Origin of the sequence: Streptomyces violaceus (genome assembly GCF_036014075.1) — a bacterium.
Taxonomy (GTDB): Bacteria; Actinomycetota; Actinomycetes; order Streptomycetales; family Streptomycetaceae; genus Streptomyces; species Streptomyces violaceus.
Window position 1 is genome coordinate 1,990,851 of record NZ_CP107911.1, and the last position, 16,814, is coordinate 2,007,664.

General features: G+C 72.5%; 14 protein-coding genes and 1 pseudogene. 8 read left to right on the forward strand and 7 right to left on the reverse strand.

Annotated elements, in window-relative coordinates:
- Positions 1-2: 2 nt before the first annotated feature.
- The 3 genes from OG542_RS08940 to OG542_RS08950 form a co-directional block, all read right to left on the reverse strand.
- Entirely contained in the window at positions 3-1,505 is a 1,503-nt protein-coding gene (locus OG542_RS08940) for an APC family permease (protein ID WP_328409728.1), read from the reverse strand.
- Entirely contained in the window at positions 1,502-3,073 is a 1,572-nt protein-coding gene (locus tag OG542_RS08945) for a GMC family oxidoreductase (RefSeq protein ID WP_328409730.1), read from the reverse strand. The genes OG542_RS08940 and OG542_RS08945 overlap by 4 nt, the downstream gene beginning before the upstream one ends.
- 97 nt (positions 3,074-3,170) lie before the next feature.
- On the reverse strand, positions 3,171-4,637 hold the full coding sequence (locus OG542_RS08950; RefSeq protein WP_328344672.1) for an aldehyde dehydrogenase family protein: 1,467 nt from the start codon (positions 4,635-4,637) through the stop codon (positions 3,171-3,173).
- Positions 4,638-5,021: 384 nt separating this feature from the next.
- Between OG542_RS08950 and OG542_RS08955 the strand changes: the two genes are divergently transcribed.
- The 3 genes from OG542_RS08955 (at position 5,022) to OG542_RS08965 (ending at position 8,320) form a co-directional block, all read left to right on the forward strand.
- A complete protein-coding gene (locus OG542_RS08955; protein WP_328409732.1) occupies positions 5,022-5,738 on the forward strand; it encodes a DUF4142 domain-containing protein in 717 nt (238 codons plus the stop codon).
- Positions 5,739-5,824: 86 nt separating this feature from the next.
- Positions 5,825-6,595, forward strand: coding sequence for a TIGR04222 domain-containing membrane protein (locus OG542_RS08960; RefSeq protein ID WP_328409734.1), 771 nt, complete (start codon positions 5,825-5,827; stop codon positions 6,593-6,595).
- A 114-nt stretch (positions 6,596-6,709) separates the two neighbouring features.
- Positions 6,710-8,320 (forward strand): alpha/beta hydrolase, encoded by a 1,611-nt coding sequence (locus tag OG542_RS08965; protein WP_328409736.1) that lies wholly within the window; start codon positions 6,710-6,712, stop codon positions 8,318-8,320.
- Here OG542_RS08965 and hemQ read toward each other — a convergent pair whose 3' ends face one another.
- A complete protein-coding gene (hemQ, locus tag OG542_RS08970) occupies positions 8,321-9,052 on the reverse strand; it encodes a hydrogen peroxide-dependent heme synthase (protein ID WP_184589318.1) in 732 nt (243 codons plus the stop codon).
- Positions 9,053-9,056: 4 nt separating this feature from the next.
- Positions 9,057-10,569: pseudogene (gene hemG / locus OG542_RS08975) on the reverse strand (protoporphyrinogen oxidase).
- A gap of 158 nt (positions 10,570-10,727) precedes the next feature.
- On the opposite strand from hemG, the gene OG542_RS08980 reads away from it, so the two are divergent.
- Together OG542_RS08980 and OG542_RS08985 are read left to right on the forward strand one after the other, a co-directional pair.
- On the forward strand, positions 10,728-11,729 hold the full coding sequence (locus tag OG542_RS08980; protein ID WP_328409740.1) for a DUF4349 domain-containing protein: 1,002 nt from the start codon (positions 10,728-10,730) through the stop codon (positions 11,727-11,729).
- A gap of 27 nt (positions 11,730-11,756) precedes the next feature.
- Entirely contained in the window at positions 11,757-13,154 is a 1,398-nt protein-coding gene (locus OG542_RS08985; protein ID WP_328409742.1) for an FAD-dependent oxidoreductase, read from the forward strand.
- A gap of 105 nt (positions 13,155-13,259) precedes the next feature.
- Here OG542_RS08985 and OG542_RS08990 read toward each other — a convergent pair whose 3' ends face one another.
- Positions 13,260-13,589: a hypothetical protein gene (locus tag OG542_RS08990; RefSeq protein ID WP_261682668.1), complete on the reverse strand. Its 330-nt coding sequence runs from the start codon at positions 13,587-13,589 to the stop codon at positions 13,260-13,262.
- Positions 13,590-13,711: 122 nt separating this feature from the next.
- Here OG542_RS08990 and OG542_RS08995 point away from each other — a divergent pair, with 122 nt between their 5' ends.
- Positions 13,712-14,329, forward strand: a complete 618-nt coding sequence (locus OG542_RS08995; RefSeq protein ID WP_328409745.1) for a DegT/DnrJ/EryC1/StrS family aminotransferase — start codon at positions 13,712-13,714, stop codon at positions 14,327-14,329.
- A gap of 73 nt (positions 14,330-14,402) precedes the next feature.
- Entirely contained in the window at positions 14,403-14,657 is a 255-nt protein-coding gene (locus OG542_RS09000; protein ID WP_328409747.1) for a hypothetical protein, read from the forward strand.
- A 10-nt stretch (positions 14,658-14,667) separates the two neighbouring features.
- On the opposite strand, the gene hemE is transcribed toward OG542_RS09000, so the two are convergent.
- Complete coding sequence (hemE, locus tag OG542_RS09005) at positions 14,668-15,735, reverse strand: uroporphyrinogen decarboxylase (RefSeq protein WP_193476582.1); 1,068 nt, start codon at positions 15,733-15,735, stop codon at positions 14,668-14,670.
- A gap of 102 nt (positions 15,736-15,837) precedes the next feature.
- On the opposite strand from hemE, the gene OG542_RS09010 reads away from it, so the two are divergent.
- Positions 15,838-16,512 carry a DUF3000 domain-containing protein gene (locus tag OG542_RS09010; protein WP_328409750.1) on the forward strand — a complete coding sequence of 225 codons (675 nt, stop codon included), beginning with the start codon at positions 15,838-15,840 and terminating at the stop codon, positions 16,510-16,512.
- Positions 16,513-16,814 lie beyond the last annotated feature (302 nt).

Sequence of the window (16,814 nt, forward strand, 5' to 3'; positions counted from 1 at the left end):
TCTCACTCGCGCCGCGAGCCCGGCCCGCCGGAGGCAGCGGCCCGCTTCTCCGGTACCGCGTCGCCCGCCAGAGCCTCGCCCCGGCCGTAGTGGTTCGTCGTGAACATGTAGATCAGGCCCGTCCCCACCACCACGCCGCCGCAGAGCAGGACGATCCAGTTCTCCCACCAGGCCTTCTCCGGGGTGCGGGCCCAGCAGATGTTGATGATGGCGAGGATGCCGTAGGCCAGCGCGGCGATGTTCACCGTGAGGCCCCAGCGGCCCAGGGTGAACTCCCCGGCCGGTTTCCAGCCCTTGAGCCGGGCGCGCAGCGCGGCCAGGACCACCATCTGGAACGAGCCGTAGATGCCGAGGATCGCGAACGAGACGATGTTGGTGAGGGCGTCCTCGGAGAGCAGTGAGGCGAAGGCGATGATCAGCGGCACCGCCGCGGACACGAACAGCGCCCAGCTCGGCACCGCACGGGCGTGGACGAACCGCCGCAGCAGCCGGTACCCGACGATCATCTCGTCCCGGGCGTAGGAGTAGATGAGCCGCCCGGCCGCGGCCTGGAGGCTGATCGTGCAGGACAGGAAGGAGATCAGCACCACGGCCATCACCATCCGCGCCCCGGTCTCGCCCATCGCGTCGAACAGCACGTCCACCACCGGGTCAGCCTGCTCGCCCGAGATGATCGCGTTGAAGTCCGTGACCGACAGCAGCAGCGACATACAGGTGAACGTGGCCGCCGAGCCGCCGATGTAGATGGTGCGGCGCATCGCGCGGGGGATGACCCGGCCCGGGTGGGCGACCTCCTCGGCGGTGTCGCCGCACGCCTCGAAGCCGTAGTACTGGTAGAGGCCGATGATGCCGGCTGCCAGGAACGCCGGCAGGTAGGAGCCGTCTCCCTCGGTGCCGTAGGTGTCGAAGATGACGCCGAGGCCCTGGTGGCGGTGGGTGGACAGCAGGTAGACGCCGACGACGAGGGCGCCGATGAGCTCGCCGGCGAAACCGATGAGCGCCGCCGTCGACAGTGCCTTGGTGCCCATGTAGTTGATGAGGATGGCGACGACGATGAGCACGGCGGTGCACAGCACGGTGGTGTGCACGGTGGCTCTGAAGCCGAAGAGGATGGCGATGTAGGGGCCGGCGCCGTAGGCGACGGAGGTGATGGTCACCAGCAGCGCCCACATGTACACCCAGCCGGTCATCCACGCCCAGCGCTTGCCCCAGAGCCGCCGGGCCCAGGGGTAGACGCCGCCCGCGATCGGGTACTGGGCGACGATCTCCCCGAAGATCAGCGCGACGAGGAACTGGCCGCAGCCGGCGACCAGGAACGCCCAGATCATCGGCGGTCCGCCGTCGGCGATCGCGATGCCGAAGAGGGTGTAGGTGCCCACCACCGGGGAGAGGTAGGTGAAGCCGAGGGCGAAGTTGGCCCAGGGGCTCATGTCCTTGCGGAACTCCGAGCCGGGCTCCCCTCCCGGGGTGCCGGCCGCCGGTGCGGGAGGCTGTGCGGCGGTCACTTTCCGGCCCTCCGTGCCGCGGCCGGCGTGCGGCCGCTGATCAGGTCGGCGGCGCGTTCGGCGGTGAGCAGGACGGTCACCATGGGGTTGATCGTGGGCATCGTCGGGAACACCGACGCGTCGATGATCCGCACGCCCTCGAAGCCGCGCAGTCTCAACTCGGGGTCGCAGACGGCCAGCGGATCGTCCGGGGCGCCCATGCGACAGGTGCCCGCGGGGTGGTAGACGGTGTGGGCCGCCCGGCGGCCGTACTCCGACAGGTCGGCGTCGGAGACGACGTCCGGGCCGGGCGCGACCTCGCGGACGAGCCAGTCGCGCAGCGGGTCGGTGGCGGCGACCTCACGGGCGACCTTCAGCCCGTCCACGATGGTGCGCTCGTCGTGCCCCTCGGGGTCGGTGAAGTACCGGAAGTCCAGGGCGGGGTGCTCGGCGGGGTCGGCGCTGCGCAGCCAGATGCGGCCGGTGGAGCGGGCGCGCGGCACGTTCGGCGTCATGCACACCCCATGCTGCGGCACGGGGTAGCCCAGGCGTTCGGTGTTGACGGTGAACGGCACCTGGTAGAAGTGGAACATCAGGTCGGGGCGCGGCCCGCTCTTGTCGCGACGCAGGAACAGTCCGGCGTCGGAGTCCATCGCGGAGTTGGGCGGCAGCGGGCCGTCGGTCTCCCAGACGATCACGGACTCGGGGTGGTCCAGCAGGTTCTCGCCCACGCCGGGCAGGTCGGCCCGTACGTCGATGCCCAGCTTGCGCAGGTCGTCGGCCGGGCCGATGCCGGAGAGCATCAGCAGGCGCGGAGTGTCGATGGCTCCGGCGCACAGCAGGAGTTCGCGTTCGGCGCGCACGGTGGCGGGTTGCCCGTCGGCGCCGCGGACGGCGACCCGGGTCAGCCGCCCCGACTCGTCGGTGAGCAGCCGGTGCGCCCAGGTCTCCAGGAGGAGCGTGAGGTTGGGCCGGTCCATGACCGGGTGGAGGTAGGCGACGGACGCGGAGGAGCGCAGATTGCCCTCCGGCTCGTAGGCCAGCGAGAAGAAGCCGGTGCCGTCGGCGAAGGGCTTGGCGTTGAAGTCGTCGACGACGGGGACGCCGAGGGCGCGGGTGGCCGCGGTGACGAAGTCCTTGGCGATGGGATTGCGGTCGGCCTCGGCCACCGGGACGATCTGCGTGCGCAGCCGGTCCCGGTAGGGGAGGATCGTCGCCGGGTCCCAGCCGGGGCAACCCCGGGCCACCCAGTCGTCGAGATCCTGCGGCAGCGGCAGGAAGCTGATCAGCGTGTTGTGGGAGGAGCAGCCGCCGAGCACGCGGGCCCGTGAGTGCAGGATGTGGGAGTTGCCGCGCGGCTGTTCGACGGTGGTGTAGCCGTAGTCGAACTCCGAGCCGAGCAGGTTGATCCAGTTGCGCAGACGCAGGATGCGCTCGTCGCCGACATCGCTGGGGCCGCCCTCGATGACGCAGACGCGGCAGTCGGGGTCCTCGCTCAGACGGGCGGCGAGCACGCAGCCGGCGGTGCCACCGCCGACGATGACGTAGTCGTAGGCGGTCTCGGCGCCCTGCGCGGTGGTGGGGGCCATGCGGTGCCTTTCTTCGGTGGCCTTTGCGCCACGGGCGGGCGGGCGGCCGGTCTTCGGTGGTCGTCGCGCCACGGGCGGACGCTGTGCTGCCAGAAGGTCAGCCCTTGAACCAGCCGGAGGGGGCGGGGGCGAGGTTCTGGTAGATGTGCTTGGCCTCCTGGTACTCGCGCAGCCCGGTGGGGCCCAGTTCGCGCCCGACGCCGGAGCGGCCGAAGCCGCCCCACTCGGCCTGCGGCACATAGGGGTGGAAGTCGTTGATCCACACGGTGCCGTGCCGCAGCCGCTGGGCGACGCGCTGGGCGCGGCTCGCGTCGGAGGTCCACACGCCGCCGGCCAGGCCGTAGCGGGTGTCGTTGGCCAGTTCCACCGCCTCGTCCTCGGTGCGGAAGCGCTCGACGGTGACCACCGGGCCGAAGACCTCCTCCTGCACGATGCGCATGGACCGGTCGCAGTCGGCGAAGATCGTCGGCAGCAGGAAGAAGCCGCGGCTCAGGGCGGGGTCGTCGGGGCGGGTGCCGCCGGTGACGAGCCGGGCGCCCTCCTCCTTGGCGACGGCGATGTACCCCTCGACCTTCTCGCGATGCTCGGCGGAGCTGAGCGGGCCGCTCTCGGTGCCCTCCTCCAGGCCGTTGCCCAGCCGGATCGCCCGCGCGCGGGCGGCGTAGGCCTCGACGAACCGGTCGTGCAGCGAGTCTTGGACCAGCAGGCGCGAACCGGCCGAGCAGACCTGCCCGGAGTGCAGGAAGGCGGCGTCCAGGGCGAAATCCACGGCGGCGTCGAAGTCGGCGTCCGCGAACACGATGTTGGGGTTCTTGCCGCCCAGTTCCAGGGCGATGTTCCTCGGCCCCTCGGCGGCGCTGGCCATGATGGACCGTCCGGTGTTCAGGCCGCCGGTGAAGGACACCAGGTCCACGTCGGGGTGGCTGGTCAGGGCCGCGCCGACGGTCGCCCCGGAGCCCAGCACCAGGTTGGCGACGCCGGGCGGGGCGCCGGCCTCCTCGATGAGCTTGACCATGGCGATCGTGGTGAGCGGTGTGGTCTCGCTGGGCTTGAGGACGAAGGTGTTGCCGGCGGCCAGCGCCGGGGCCACCTTCCAGGAGGCCTGGAGCAGCGGGTAGTTCCAGGGGGCGATGAGCGCGCACACGCCGACCGGCTGGTAGACGACGCGGCTGAGGACGTCCGGGCCGACGTCCACGACCCGGCCGCCGTCCTTGCCCGCGAGTTCGGCGAAGTAGCGGAAGGCGTTGGCCACGTCCTCCACGTCGATACGGGCCTCGGTCAGCGTCTTGCCGGTGTCGAGCGTCTCGGTGCGCGCGATGTCCTCACGGTCGCGCAGCAGCAGGTCGTGGACGCGCAGCAGCAGGTCGGCGCGGCGGCGGGAGGGGGCGTTCGCCCAGTCCTCCTCGGCGAAGGCGCGCCGGGCGGCGCGTACGGCGCGGTCCACGTCAGCGGCGTCGGCCTCGTCGACGGTGGTGACGACGGAGGCGTCGTAGGGGTTGACCACCTCCCGCCGTCCACCGGCCGTGGCCTGTGTCCACTCGCCGTCGATGTACAGCTCACCCACCGCGGGGCCTCCTTCGCATCCGGCCGGTGCCGATCGGCTCGACGGTCAGCAACATGGCCCATCGGGAGGTCGGCGGCCACGGGGCACACCGCCGCGACGGCGTCCGGGCGGCCCAGAGGACCCGGGTGGGCTAGTCGCCCGGCCCCGCGCCTGCGCGCCCGAGTGTGCCGGGACTAACACCCGGGTCACGCCCGCCCGGAACCTGGGAATGTTTTGCGTCTCTTTGCCCCGGCGAGTCCTCCGTCACGACTCCCACAATCGCCCCTTCCCACCCCCGATGGAACCATTCGCCCCTGTACGGCACTTGGCGTAGACCCCGAAGTAACATGTCAACTCCGCACCCGAAGCGCACTAGCGTGCGGTGCCGTACCAGGAGGCACCACCATGCGACCCCGACCCCCCGTCAAGGGCCGAGGCATCGTCAGCGGCACGGGGCTCATCGTCACGTGCCTCGCGGCGACGCTCGCCGCGCTGGTCTTCTCGCTCTGGCCCTACACCGGCCGGCCGGAGACAGCGCCGGACGCGCTGAGCGCGCAGACGCTGCGGACGAGCTACGGCCCGCTGTCCGCCCTCGATCAGGACTTCCTCGTCAAGGTCCGGCTGGCCGGGCTGTGGGAGCCGGCCGCAGGGCGGCAGGCCCGGACGAAGGGGACCACCCCGGCCGTGCGGACCGCCGGCCGGCATCTCGTCGAGGGGCACCGCTTCCTGGACGAGCGGGTCCGCGGTGCCGCCGCCCAGCTGAATCTCACCCTGCCGGACACGCCCGGCGACCAGCAGAAGCAGTGGCTGGCCACCCTGAACGAGACGCGGGGCGCGGAGTACGACCGGCAGTTCGCGACCGTGCTGCGACTGGCCCAGGGCCAGATGCTCCCCGTGGTCGCCCAGGTCCGTGCGAGCACCCGCAACTCCCTGGTGCGCGCCCTCGCCGACGACGCCACCACGACCGTCCTCGACCACATCAAGGCCCTGGAGGCGACGGGGGACGTCGACTACGACGCCGTGGCCCGCGACATGGCCACCGGCAGCGGTTCCCCTGCCCCGACCTCGGCCCCGTCCCAGACGCTCCCGCCTCCCGCCTTCCGCCCACCACCGGGGCAGTGAAACGGAACGTCACATACCGACAACACTCCGTCCGGATTGTGAACAAGGCATGGTGTTTTCGGGACCGTGTCACATACAAACAACATATGCTCTGGGCTCTTTTCCTGCTGACGGCCTGGGCCGTGGCGGGCACGGCGTGCACGCGGCTGTGCCTGGCCGCCGTGCGCGCCGCGGCCGGCGACACGGACACCGGCCAGGTCCGTGAACTCACCCTGTACGAGGCCGCGTTCCTCTCCGGCGGACCGCGGCGGGTCGCCGACGTGACCCTCGTCGCCATGGCGCGTCAGCGGCGCCTGCTGCTGGCCCACACGGGCTGGGCGACGGTCGTCGACCCGCGCGGGCGGGACGCGATGGAGCGGTCGGTGATAGGAGCCATCGGCCCCGAGGGCCAGTCCCGGATCGCTCCGGTGCGGGCCACCGCCGCCACGGCGGACGCGGTGCGCGGGATCGCCGACGGGCTGGTGCGCGCGGGCCTCGCGGTGCCCGACAGCGCCCGTACGACGGTCGCGGCGGGGGTCCGGCAGGTGCGCGTGGCGGCGGTCGCGGTGCTCGGTCTCGGCGTCGCCGCCCTGCTGACGCCCGCCCCGCCGGACATGCCGCGCACCCTGGTCGCCCTGTGGTTCGCGCTGCCGCTCGCCCTGACCCTGAGCTGCCTCGCCATCGCACGGGTCGAGATCCACCCGTACTCGCGCTGGGCCTCCCCGGCGGGTCAGCGGCTGCTCGGCGCGCTGACCCGGAACGCGGACGGCGCCGCCGACGACCGTACGTACCTCACCTCCGTGGCCGTACGCGGTGTGCGCGCGGTCGGCGAACCGGATCTGCGCGCCGCCTTCGCGCACCGCGAGGCACACGACTGACAGGCCGGGGGCGCACGGGAGCATTGACGCCGACACCGGCGTACGGTGCTTGCCTTCCTCAATCGACGCACCAAACATCCCTTTTGTCGCCACCGTGCACCGAAGGGATACGCGATGAGAGCCGCCCTCCTCTACTCGGCCGCAGGGTCCTTGCTGTTGAGCGCCCTGACCGCGGCCCCGGACACCGAGGGCCGATCCGCGGCGCCCGAGCCGCACGGCACCGCGGTGGCCGCCGCGCGCGCGAAGGCGGCCGGTGTCCGGTTCGGCCGGTGCGGCGACGCACAGGACCTGCCGGGCAGCATGCAGTGCGGCACCGTGACCGTCCCACTGGACTACGCCCGGCCGAACGGCCGGCAGATCCGACTCGCCGTCAGCCGGACCCGGGCCACGCAGAAGGACCCGCACAACAGCAAGCGCAAGGTCCGCCGGCAGGGTGCCCTGGTCTACAACCCCGGCGGGCCCGGAGCCACCGGCCTGTACTTCCCGGTCGTCGGACTGCTCCCCGAGTGGAAGCGGATCGCGGCCGCCTACGACCTCGTCGGCTACGCCCCGCGCGGCGTCGGCCGTTCCGCGCCGCTGTCCTGCCAGGACCCCGAGCAGTTCTTCAAGGCGCCCACACAGGCGCAGACGCACCCCTCCACGGCGTTCAAGAAGGAACGCATCGCGCAGGCGAAGGCGTACGCGCGCGGCTGCGCCGAGCGGGCCGGCGGCACACTGCGGCACTACCACTCACTGAACAACGCCCGCGACCTGGACGTACTGCGCGCCGCGCTCGGCGAGACGCGCTTGACGTTCCTGGGCTCGTCGTACGGCACCTACCTCGGGGCCCTGTACGCGACGCTGTTCCCCGCACATGTACGGCGGATGGTGTTCGACTCGGTGGTCGATCCCGACCCGGCGGAGATCTGGTACCGCAACAACCTCGCCCAGTCGGCGGCGTTCGAGGGCCGCTGGCGGGACTTCCGGAGGTGGACCGCCCGGCACGACGGCGTGTACGGCCTGGGCAGGACCGCGCGGGAGGTACAGCGCGGCTACGAGCGGGCAAGCGCCCGGCTGGCCGCCGAGCCGGCCGGCGGGAAGGTCGGGCCGGGGCAGTTGCAGGAGGCGTTCCTGCAGGCCGGGTACTACGACGACCATTGGCCACTCCTCGCGCACGCGCTCTCGGCGTACCTCAAGGGCGATCCCAAGCCGCTGGTCGAGCAGGCGAGCCGGTATCCGGAAGCGGCCGCCGAGGCGGAGAACACCCGCGCGGTGTACCTGGCCGTCGAGTGCAACGACGCCCCCTGGCCGACGGACTGGAGGGTGTGGGACCGGGACAACACCCGGCTCGCGCGGACGGCGCCGTTCGAGACCTGGGACAACGTGTGGACGAACCTGCCGTGCGCCTACTGGCAGGGGCCGCGGCAGCGGCCGCTCGATGTCGGTACCTCGCCGGGCGAGCTGCCGCCCACGCTGATCCTGGCCGCCGAGCGGGACGCCGCCACGCCGTACGACGGCGCCCTGGAACTCCGCCGCCGTCTCGCGGGCTCGGTCCTGGTCACGGAGCGGAACGCGGGCGCGCACGGCTTGGCGGGCGGGCCGAACGCCTGCGTCAACGGCCACCTGGAGGCGTATCTGCTGGAGGGCCGGCTGCCGGGGCGGCGCGCGCAGTGCGCACCGCACGCCGAGCCCGAGCCGCGGTCGACGGCCCCGGAGAAGCCCGGGGCCGAGCGACGGCTGCGCTGATCAGGCCAGACCGGCGACCAGTTCGGCGACGTCCTTGCGGCGGCCCGTGAAGAACGGGACCTCCTCGCGGACGTGCATACGGGCCTCGGAGGCGCGCAGGTGACGCATGAGGTCGACGATGCGGTACAGCTCGTCGGCCTCGAAGGCGAGAAGCCACTCGTAGTCGCCGAGGGAGAACGAGGCGACGGTGTTGGCGCGCACGTCCGGGTAGCCGCGGGCCATCTTGCCGTGGTCGGCGAGCATGCGGCGGCGGTCCTCGTCGGGCAGCAGGTACCAGTCGTAGGAGCGCACGAAGGGGTAGACGCTCACGTAGTTGCGGGGCGTCTCGTCGGCGAGGAACGCCGGGATGTGCGCGCGGTTGAACTCGGCGGGGCGGTGCAGCGCCATGTTCGACCACACCGGTGTGAGCGCCCGGCCCAGCTTCGTGCGGCGGAAGAGGTTGTACGCCTCCTGCAGCGCGTCGCTGGTCTCCGCGTGCCACCAGATCATGAGGTCGGCGTCGGCGCGCAGGCCCGAGACGTCGTACGTGCCGCGGATCGTCACGTCCTTCGCGGCGAGCTGGTCGAACAGCTCCTGGACCTCGTCGGCGTACCCGGCGCGGTCCTCGGGGAGCACGTCCTTCAGCTTGAAGACGGACCAGAGCGTGTAGCGGATGACCTCGTTGAGGTCCTTGGCCAGCTTGCCCTTGTTCGGGATCCTGCCGGTCTCGGGGGTTGAGGCGTCGTTGCTCATGTCCTCATTCTCCTGCTCCGCCGTGCAGGCTCTGCACCGGGTGGGCGGTGAGCTCCTGCACGCCCGCCCGTCGCCCACCACCGCCCTCGAAGCGCTTCGCGCTGCTCCTTTCATTGCCGGTCACCGTGGATCTGGTCGACGGCGGCGTGCGCGCTCGCGATGCACGCCGGGATGCCGACGCCGTCGTACGGAGCGCCGCACACGGCGATCCCGGGCAGTGCGGCGATGTGCTCGCGGACGCGGGCCACGCGCGCGTGGTGGCCGACCGGGTACTGGGGCAGGCCGTCGTCCCAGCGGGTGACGCGGGTGGCGACGGGTGTGGCGACCAGGCCGGTCGCCGCCTTCAGGTCGTGCCGGGAGACGTCCACGAGCTCGGTGTCGTCACGGTCGAGGATCTCCCTCTCGGCGTACCGTCCGACGGAGGTGCGCAGGACGAACAGGTCGGGGTTCTCGTCGGCGATCCAGCCCCATTTCCGCGAGGCGAAGGTGGAGGCCTTGATGGTGCGCCCGTCGACCGGCGGCACCAGGAAGCCGCTGCCGTCGGGCAGGGCCGCCTCGGCACGGCGGTAGGCGAGGGTGACCAGGGCCATGGAGGCGTACTCGACGCCGCCGAGCTCGGCGGCGGCCCCGGGGCTCTCGGTGCGCAGCAGGCCGGCGGCTGCCGGGGCGGGGACGGCGACGACCACCGCGTCCGCGTGCCACACGCGCACACCGGAGACGACGCGCCACCCGCCGTCCGCCGGGGTGCGGCGCAGCTCCGTCACCGGCGTTCGAGTCAGGATCTCGCCGCCGCGGGCCCGGACCGACTCCGCCACCGCGAGGGGCAGGGTGCCCACGCCGCCCTGGAGGCCCATGAACACCGGGCCGGTCTGCTGGTCGGCGGCCGCCTTCGCCTGGATCTCGCGGACCCCCTCCGTCAGGGAGGTGTGGCTGCGGGCAGCCTGGAAGAGCTGGGGGACGGCCGAGCGCATCGAGATGCGGTACGCGTCGCCCGCGTACACGCCGCCCAGCAGGGGCTCCACCAGGCGGTCGACGACCTCGCGGCCCAGGCGCTCGGCCACGTACTCCCCGACGGCCACGTCGTCCCCGACCTCGGTGCGGGGCAGCTCTGCGTCACGCTCGATGCGGGCGAGGCCCTCGTCGGACAGCAGGCCGGACAGGGCGGCGGCGGTGCCGGGGACGCCCATCACATGCCCCTTGGGCATCGGACGCAGCGCGCCCCGGGTCCAGATCGAGGCCGTGGCGGTGGCCGGGGGCTGGAGACGGTCGGCGAGGCCCACCTCGCGCGCGAGCGCCACCGCCTCGGGGCGGCGGGCCAGCATCGACTCCGCGCCGAGGTCCACGCGCGCGCCCGCGATCTCGCCGGGCAGCAGCTTCCCGCCGACCCGGTCGGAGGCCTCCAGCACGGTCACCCTCGCCCCGCGCTCCAGCAGCCGGTGTGCCGCGGCCAGGCCCGCGATGCCCGCCCCGATGACGATGACCTGCCCCGTGCCCGCACGGGCTTGAACTTCGCGCATGCCCCCAGCCTCTCAGACCCCACTGACAGCGCCGCCGTGCCCCGGTGTCCTGCACGAGTCCCGACCGTGACCGCATCGGAACCGTCCCGGGCCAAACGTTCGGCACCGCCCGGACGTCGAAGAAGCGTCAGCAAAATCGAACCCCGGGGGAAGCCCGCATGCGCACACGACGACCCGCACGCCATCCCGTACCTGCCCTGGCCGCGCTTCTGCTGGCCGCGGCCCTCGCACTCACCGGGTGCAGCGGCGCGGGCGAGGACTCCGCCGGCAGCACCGCCGACCGCGGAGTCGCCGCCCCGCAGGCGGACGGCAAGGGCGCCGCGAACGAGGCCGCCCCCGGCGGTGCCGGAAGCGGAGCCCGGGCGACCGCCCCGCCGAAGCTCACCGCGAGCCACATCATCCGTACGGCCTCGCTGACCGTGCGGGTCAAGGACGTCCCGAAGGCCCTGGAGAAGGCCCGCACCGGCACGGAGAACGCGGGCGGCTACGTCGGCAACGAGACCACCACCACCCGGGACGAGGAGGGCCACGAGCGGACCCGGGTCGTGCTGCGCGTGCCCGTCGAGAAGTACGACGAGGTCCTCGCCGAGCTGGAGGGCGCCGGAAAACTCCTCGACCGCAGCGCCAAGGCCGAGGACGTCACCGATCAGGTCGTGGACGTGGAGAGCCGGATCAAGTCGCAGCGCGCCAGCGTGGCCCGGATCCGCGAGCTGATGGACCAGGCCACCAAGCTGAGCGACGTGGTGACCCTGGAGGGCGAGCTGAGCACACGCCAGGCCGACCTGGAGGCGCTGCTCGCCCGGCAGACGTCCCTGAAGGACCGCACGAGCCTGGCCACCATCACCCTCTCGCTCTCCGAGACCCCAGTGAAGAAGAAGGAGGCGAAGGACGACGACCCGGGGTTCGTGGACGCGCTCGCGGGCGGCTGGAACGCGTTCGTGACGATGCTGCGCTGGCTCGCGGTGGCCCTCGGCGCGGTCCTGCCGTTCGCCGCGGTGGCGGCACTGATCGCGCTGGTGTGGCTGCGTGTCGTACGGCCCCGCCTCCCGCGCCGCCCGCGGCCCGAGCCCGCACCCGTGGCGGGCGCGCTGGGCCCGCTGCCGACGGCCCGGCCGGCCCCGGAGTCCGCGCAGCCGCGCACGCCCGGCGAGCAGGACTGAAATGACCTGCTCCCGTAGCGTGTTCGCATGAGCATGAGCCGTACGCGGGGTACACGGGAACGACTGGTCGTGATCGGCGGCGACGCCGCGGGGATGTCCGCGGCGTCGCAGGCACGCCGTCTGAACAAGCCCGACGAGCTGGAGATCGTGGCGTTCGAGCGCGGCAACTTCACGTCGTACTCGGCGTGCGGCATCCCCTACTGGGTGGGCGGTGACGTCCCCGACCGGGACCGGCTCATCGCCCGCACCCCCGAGGAACACCGCGCGCGGGACATCGATCTGCGGCTGCGCACCGAGGTCACCGAGCTCGACCCCGACCTTCAGCGGGTACGCACCCGTGACGTGGACTCCGGCGCCGAGTCCTGGACGTCGTACGACAAGCTCGTGATCGCGACCGGCGCCCGGCCGATCCGGCCCGACCTGCCCGGAGTGGACGCGCCCGGGGTGCACGGGGTGCAGACGCTGGACGACGGCCAGGCGCTGCTCGACACGCTGGCACGCACGCCTGGCCGCCGCGCGGTGGTCGTGGGGGCCGGCTACATCGGCGTGGAGATGGCCGAGGCGCTCATCAACCGCGGCTACGAGGTGACGGTCGTCAACCGCGGCAGCGAGCCCATGTCGACCCTGGACCCCGACATGGGCCGTCTGGTGCACGAGGCCATGGAGGGCCTGGGCATCACGATGGTGAACGACGCCGAGGTCACCGGGATCCTGACGGATGACGGCGGCCGGGTGCGCGCGGTGAGAACGAAGGACCGGGACTTCCAGGCGGACGTCGTCGTGCTCGGCATCGGCGTACGCCCCGAGACGACGCTCGCGCGGGCGGCAGGCCTCCCGCTCGGCGCCCACGGCGGACTCCTCACGGACCGCTCGATGCGGGTGCGCGGGCACGAGAACATCTGGGCCGGCGGCGACTGCGTCGAGGTCCTCGACCTGGTCTCCGGCCAGCAACGGCACATCCCGCTCGGCACCCACGCCAACAAGCACGGCCAGGTCATCGGCACCAACGCCGGCGGCGGCTACGCCACCTTCCCGGGCGTGGTCGGCACGGCCGTCAGCAAGGTCTGCGACCTCGAGATCGCGCGCACGGGACTGCGCGAGAAGGACGCCCACCGCGTGGGCCTGCGCTTCGAGACGGTCACCATCGAGTCGACCAGCCGCGCCGGCTATTACCCGAACTCCTCACCCATGACGGTCAAGATGCTCGCCGAACACCGCACGGGCCGCCTCCTGGGCGTCCAGATCGTGGGCAGGGAGGGCGCGGGCAAACGCGTCGACATCGCGGCGGTCGCCCTCACGGCGGGCATGACGGCAGAACAGATGACCACCCTGGACCTGGGCTACGCCCCACCGTTCTCCCCCGTCTGGGACCCGGTGTTGGTAGCGGCCCGAAAGGCGGCGGCAAAGGTCCGCGAAACATCGTAGGGACGGCGGGGCGACGCCCTTCTTTCCAGGGGCGCGGGGAACCGCGCGAACGGCCACGCCGGCCCCGCACCCGGCAACGAACCCGCACCCCCTACGGCAATCCCCCTACGCGGTCCCAACAGTCCCGTTGATCCGGTCGATCGCCTGCCGAGCCTGCTCCGCCGGCGGCCGGGACGGCAACGACGACACCGACGCCGAAGCCGTCACAGCCGGCGGCTGCTCCCCCGCCGGCTTCGCGTGCGCAGCGGCCCGCGACGAACGCAACCGATGACTCACCGCCTCCTCCAGCGTCACGGGCCGGCGCATCTGGGAGGCCAGTCGCCCGGCCTCCTGGCCGAGACGGGCCACGTCCTCCCAGGGCAGCCGCACCACCAGCGTGAGCTCCGCCTCGCCGTCGGGCAGTGCGTGCATCGCGGGAGTAACTCGGTCGTTCATCGCCTGTTCCTCACGTCGGCCCCGCGACCCGCCTTCCCCGCGCCGCGGGCGGTTGCCGACACATACGCACGCCCCGACGGCAGCGTTCACCGAACTCACCGATTCACGGGCAGCACCAGGACATGGCGAAGCTCCTGCCGGTACGCGGGAAGCAGCACCTGCGAGGTGACGGTCAGGACGGGGCACCAGCGCGAAAGCAGGCAGCGCGAGGTACCGCGCGGCGTGCAGGGGCCAGTCCTCGATCTGCTCGCGGGCCACGGTCGTGGTCAGTGCCCAGCGCGTCAGGTTGGCGCCGGGCCCCAGGACCCAGGGGAACCAGCGGGCCATGGCCGCGTTGTGGTCGAGGAGGTTCCACGCCTGGTCGGTATCTCGCCCGGCGCTATGCGGAGGCGCTGCGGCCGCCGGCCGAGGAGGGCGTGATCGAGACGCCCGCCTTCGCTCCCGACCACTCCTGGCACCTGTTCCCCGTCCTCGCGGCCGGCGGTGCGGCGGTCCGTGACGCGCTGCTGGAGCGGCTGGCGGGGGCGAGCGGGGCGGAAACGGACGTCTACTACCCCGTCCTGACACACCGGCAGAAGACACCGGTGCGCGAGCGGTTCTTCGGGCAGGCGGACCTGCCGCGGAATCAGTGGCTGCACGACCGGGTGCTGCATCCGCCGTTGCACGCGGGGCTGCCCCTCGGCGAGCTGGACCGCGTGGTCGAGGCCCTGTACGCGGCGACGCGCCGGACGGCGGCATGACCAACACCCTGCCGTTCGGGCCGGCGGCGGCCGGGACCCCGGTCCGCCGCCCCGTCTGCGCCTGCCGGACCCGGTGGGCTGGGCCGCGTTCTCCGACTTCGACGAGACTTACCTGGCCCATGCCGCGACTCCCGGGCAGCGCGCCCACCTCACCGCGCTGGAGGCCGCCTCGATGATCGGCGGGGTCGCGGCCGGGCCGGTGCTGGGCAAGGGGATCGAACTGGCCGGTGTCGACGCCGTACCGGTGCTGCTGGCCCTGCCCACGGCCGGTTGTCTCGCGGCCACCTGGTGGCTGATCCGGGCGACCCGGGAGGGCCCGTCGTCCTGACGGAGTTCCGTCAGCGTGCCGTGTGCGTGTGGACGTACTCCACGAGCCGCGTCAGCGCGTCCGGGTCGGTGGACGGCATGACGCCGTGGCCGAGGTTGAAGACATGGCCCTCCAGGCCCGCCGCCGCTTCCAGGACCTCCCGGGTCTTCGCCTCGACGGCCTCCGTCGGGGCGAACAGCACGGTCGGGTCGAGGTTGCCCTGGAGCGCCTTGCCGGGGCCGACGCGGCGGACGGCCTCGTCCAGCGGGACGCGCCAGTCGACGCCGACGACGTCCGCGCCGGCCTCGCCCATGAGGCCCAGCAGCTCGCCGGTGCCGACGCCGAAGTGGATGCGCGGGACGCCGTAGCCGGCCACGGCCTCGAAGACCTTCGCCGAGGCGGGCAGCACCGAACGCCGGTAGTCGACGGGGGCCAGGGCGCCGGCCCAGGAGTCGAACAGCTGGACCGCGGAGGCGCCCGCCTCGATCTGCACCTTCAGGAAGGCGGTCGTGATGTCCGCGAGGCGGTCGAGCAGGTCGGCCCACAGCTCGGGGTCGCCGTACATCATCGCCTTGGCGTTCTCGTACGTGCGGGACGGGCCGCCCTCGACGAGGTAGCTGGCGAGGGTGAACGGGGCGCCGGCGAAGCCGATGAGGGGCGTGGCGCCGAGTTCGCGCGTCAGCAGGCCGATGGCCTCGGTGACGTAGGAGACGTCCTCGGGGGTCAGGTCGCGCAGCTGCGCGAGGTCCGCGCGGGTGCGGATCGGGCGCTCGACGACCGGGCCGACGCCGGGCTTGATGTCGAGGTCGACGCCGATGGCCTTGAGCGGGACGACGATGTCGCTGAAGTAGATCGCCGCATCCACGTCGTGCCGGCGCACCGGCTGGAGCGTGATCTCGGTGACCAGCTCGGGCCGCATGCAGGACTCGAGCATCGGAATGCCCTCGCGCACCTTGCGGTACTCCGGCAGTGAGCGCCCGGCCTGCCGCATGAACCACACCGGAGTGTGCGGCACGGGCTCGCGCCGGCAGGCCTTGAGGAAGGCCGATTCGTACGTGGCGGACGGCTGCTGGGCCCGGGGGGCGTCGTTGGCACTCACGGGGCCAAGTTTCGCACGCCGTCAAGGAGCGCGATTCAGCCCCTGGAGAGGCGCGGGGTGTCTAGCCCGGCGCCCGGGGCCCGGTCCCCGTAACCTTCCCGCATGGCTGCGGCTCAGGGACGACTGTCGGACGGCGCTGGCGGAATGGACGAAGGGAAGGACACCGAGAACGACCGGAGGGAGGCGGACACCGCCCCGCTGCCCTTCCGGTCCGCCGTCGACGCGCTCAGGACGGCGCGGCTGCGGCCCCAGATCGAGATCGAGCCGACGCGCCCGCCGCAGCGGCTCGCCCCCTACACCTACGCGCTGGAGGCGGCGGTCGTCGACGGCGACCAGGACCTGGCCGACGGCCGGCTGGTGCTGCTGCACGACCCCGCGGGGCACGAGGCCTGGCAAGGCACGTTCCGGCTGGTGACGCTGGTGCGCGCGGAACTGGAGCCGGAGATGGCGTCGGACCCGCTGCTGCCGGAGGTGTGCTGGTCCTGGCTGACCGGCGCGCTCCAGGCGCGCGGGCTGACGTGCGGGGAGCCGAGCGGCACCGTCACGCGCGCGAGCTCGCACTACTTCGGCGGTCTGTCCGCGCGGCCGGCCGCCTCGCAGATCGAGATCCGCGCGTCGTGGACGCCGCGCGAGGGCCTGGGCGGAGTTCCGGACACGGCCGCGCACCTGGCGGCCTGGTGCGATCTGCTCGCCCAGGTCGCGGGACTGCCGCCGGCCGGGCCGGGGGACGCGTCGGTGGTGACGCTGCCGCAACGGCGAGGGCCACAGTCCCGCTGATCGAACCCGCACCACCTGCACCGCCCCCGCACTGATCGACCCTGTGCGGGGGCGGTCGGCGTTGTCCTGTCGACGATCACACCCGCGTCCCCCTCTTGGCCGAATCACTTTGTCGATACGGCCACTTTCGACCGCGTATCGATGCAGAGTGAAACCGTTCGACCTTCGAATGATCGACCGCGTGTCCGAATTGCACGGATTGTTATCACCGAATCGTGATCATTCTCTAAAGGCGGACGGGTTCGGTGCCGAAGACGACTGTGACCTTGAAAGCACGGTTCGTCCCGGCTTCATCCCCACGA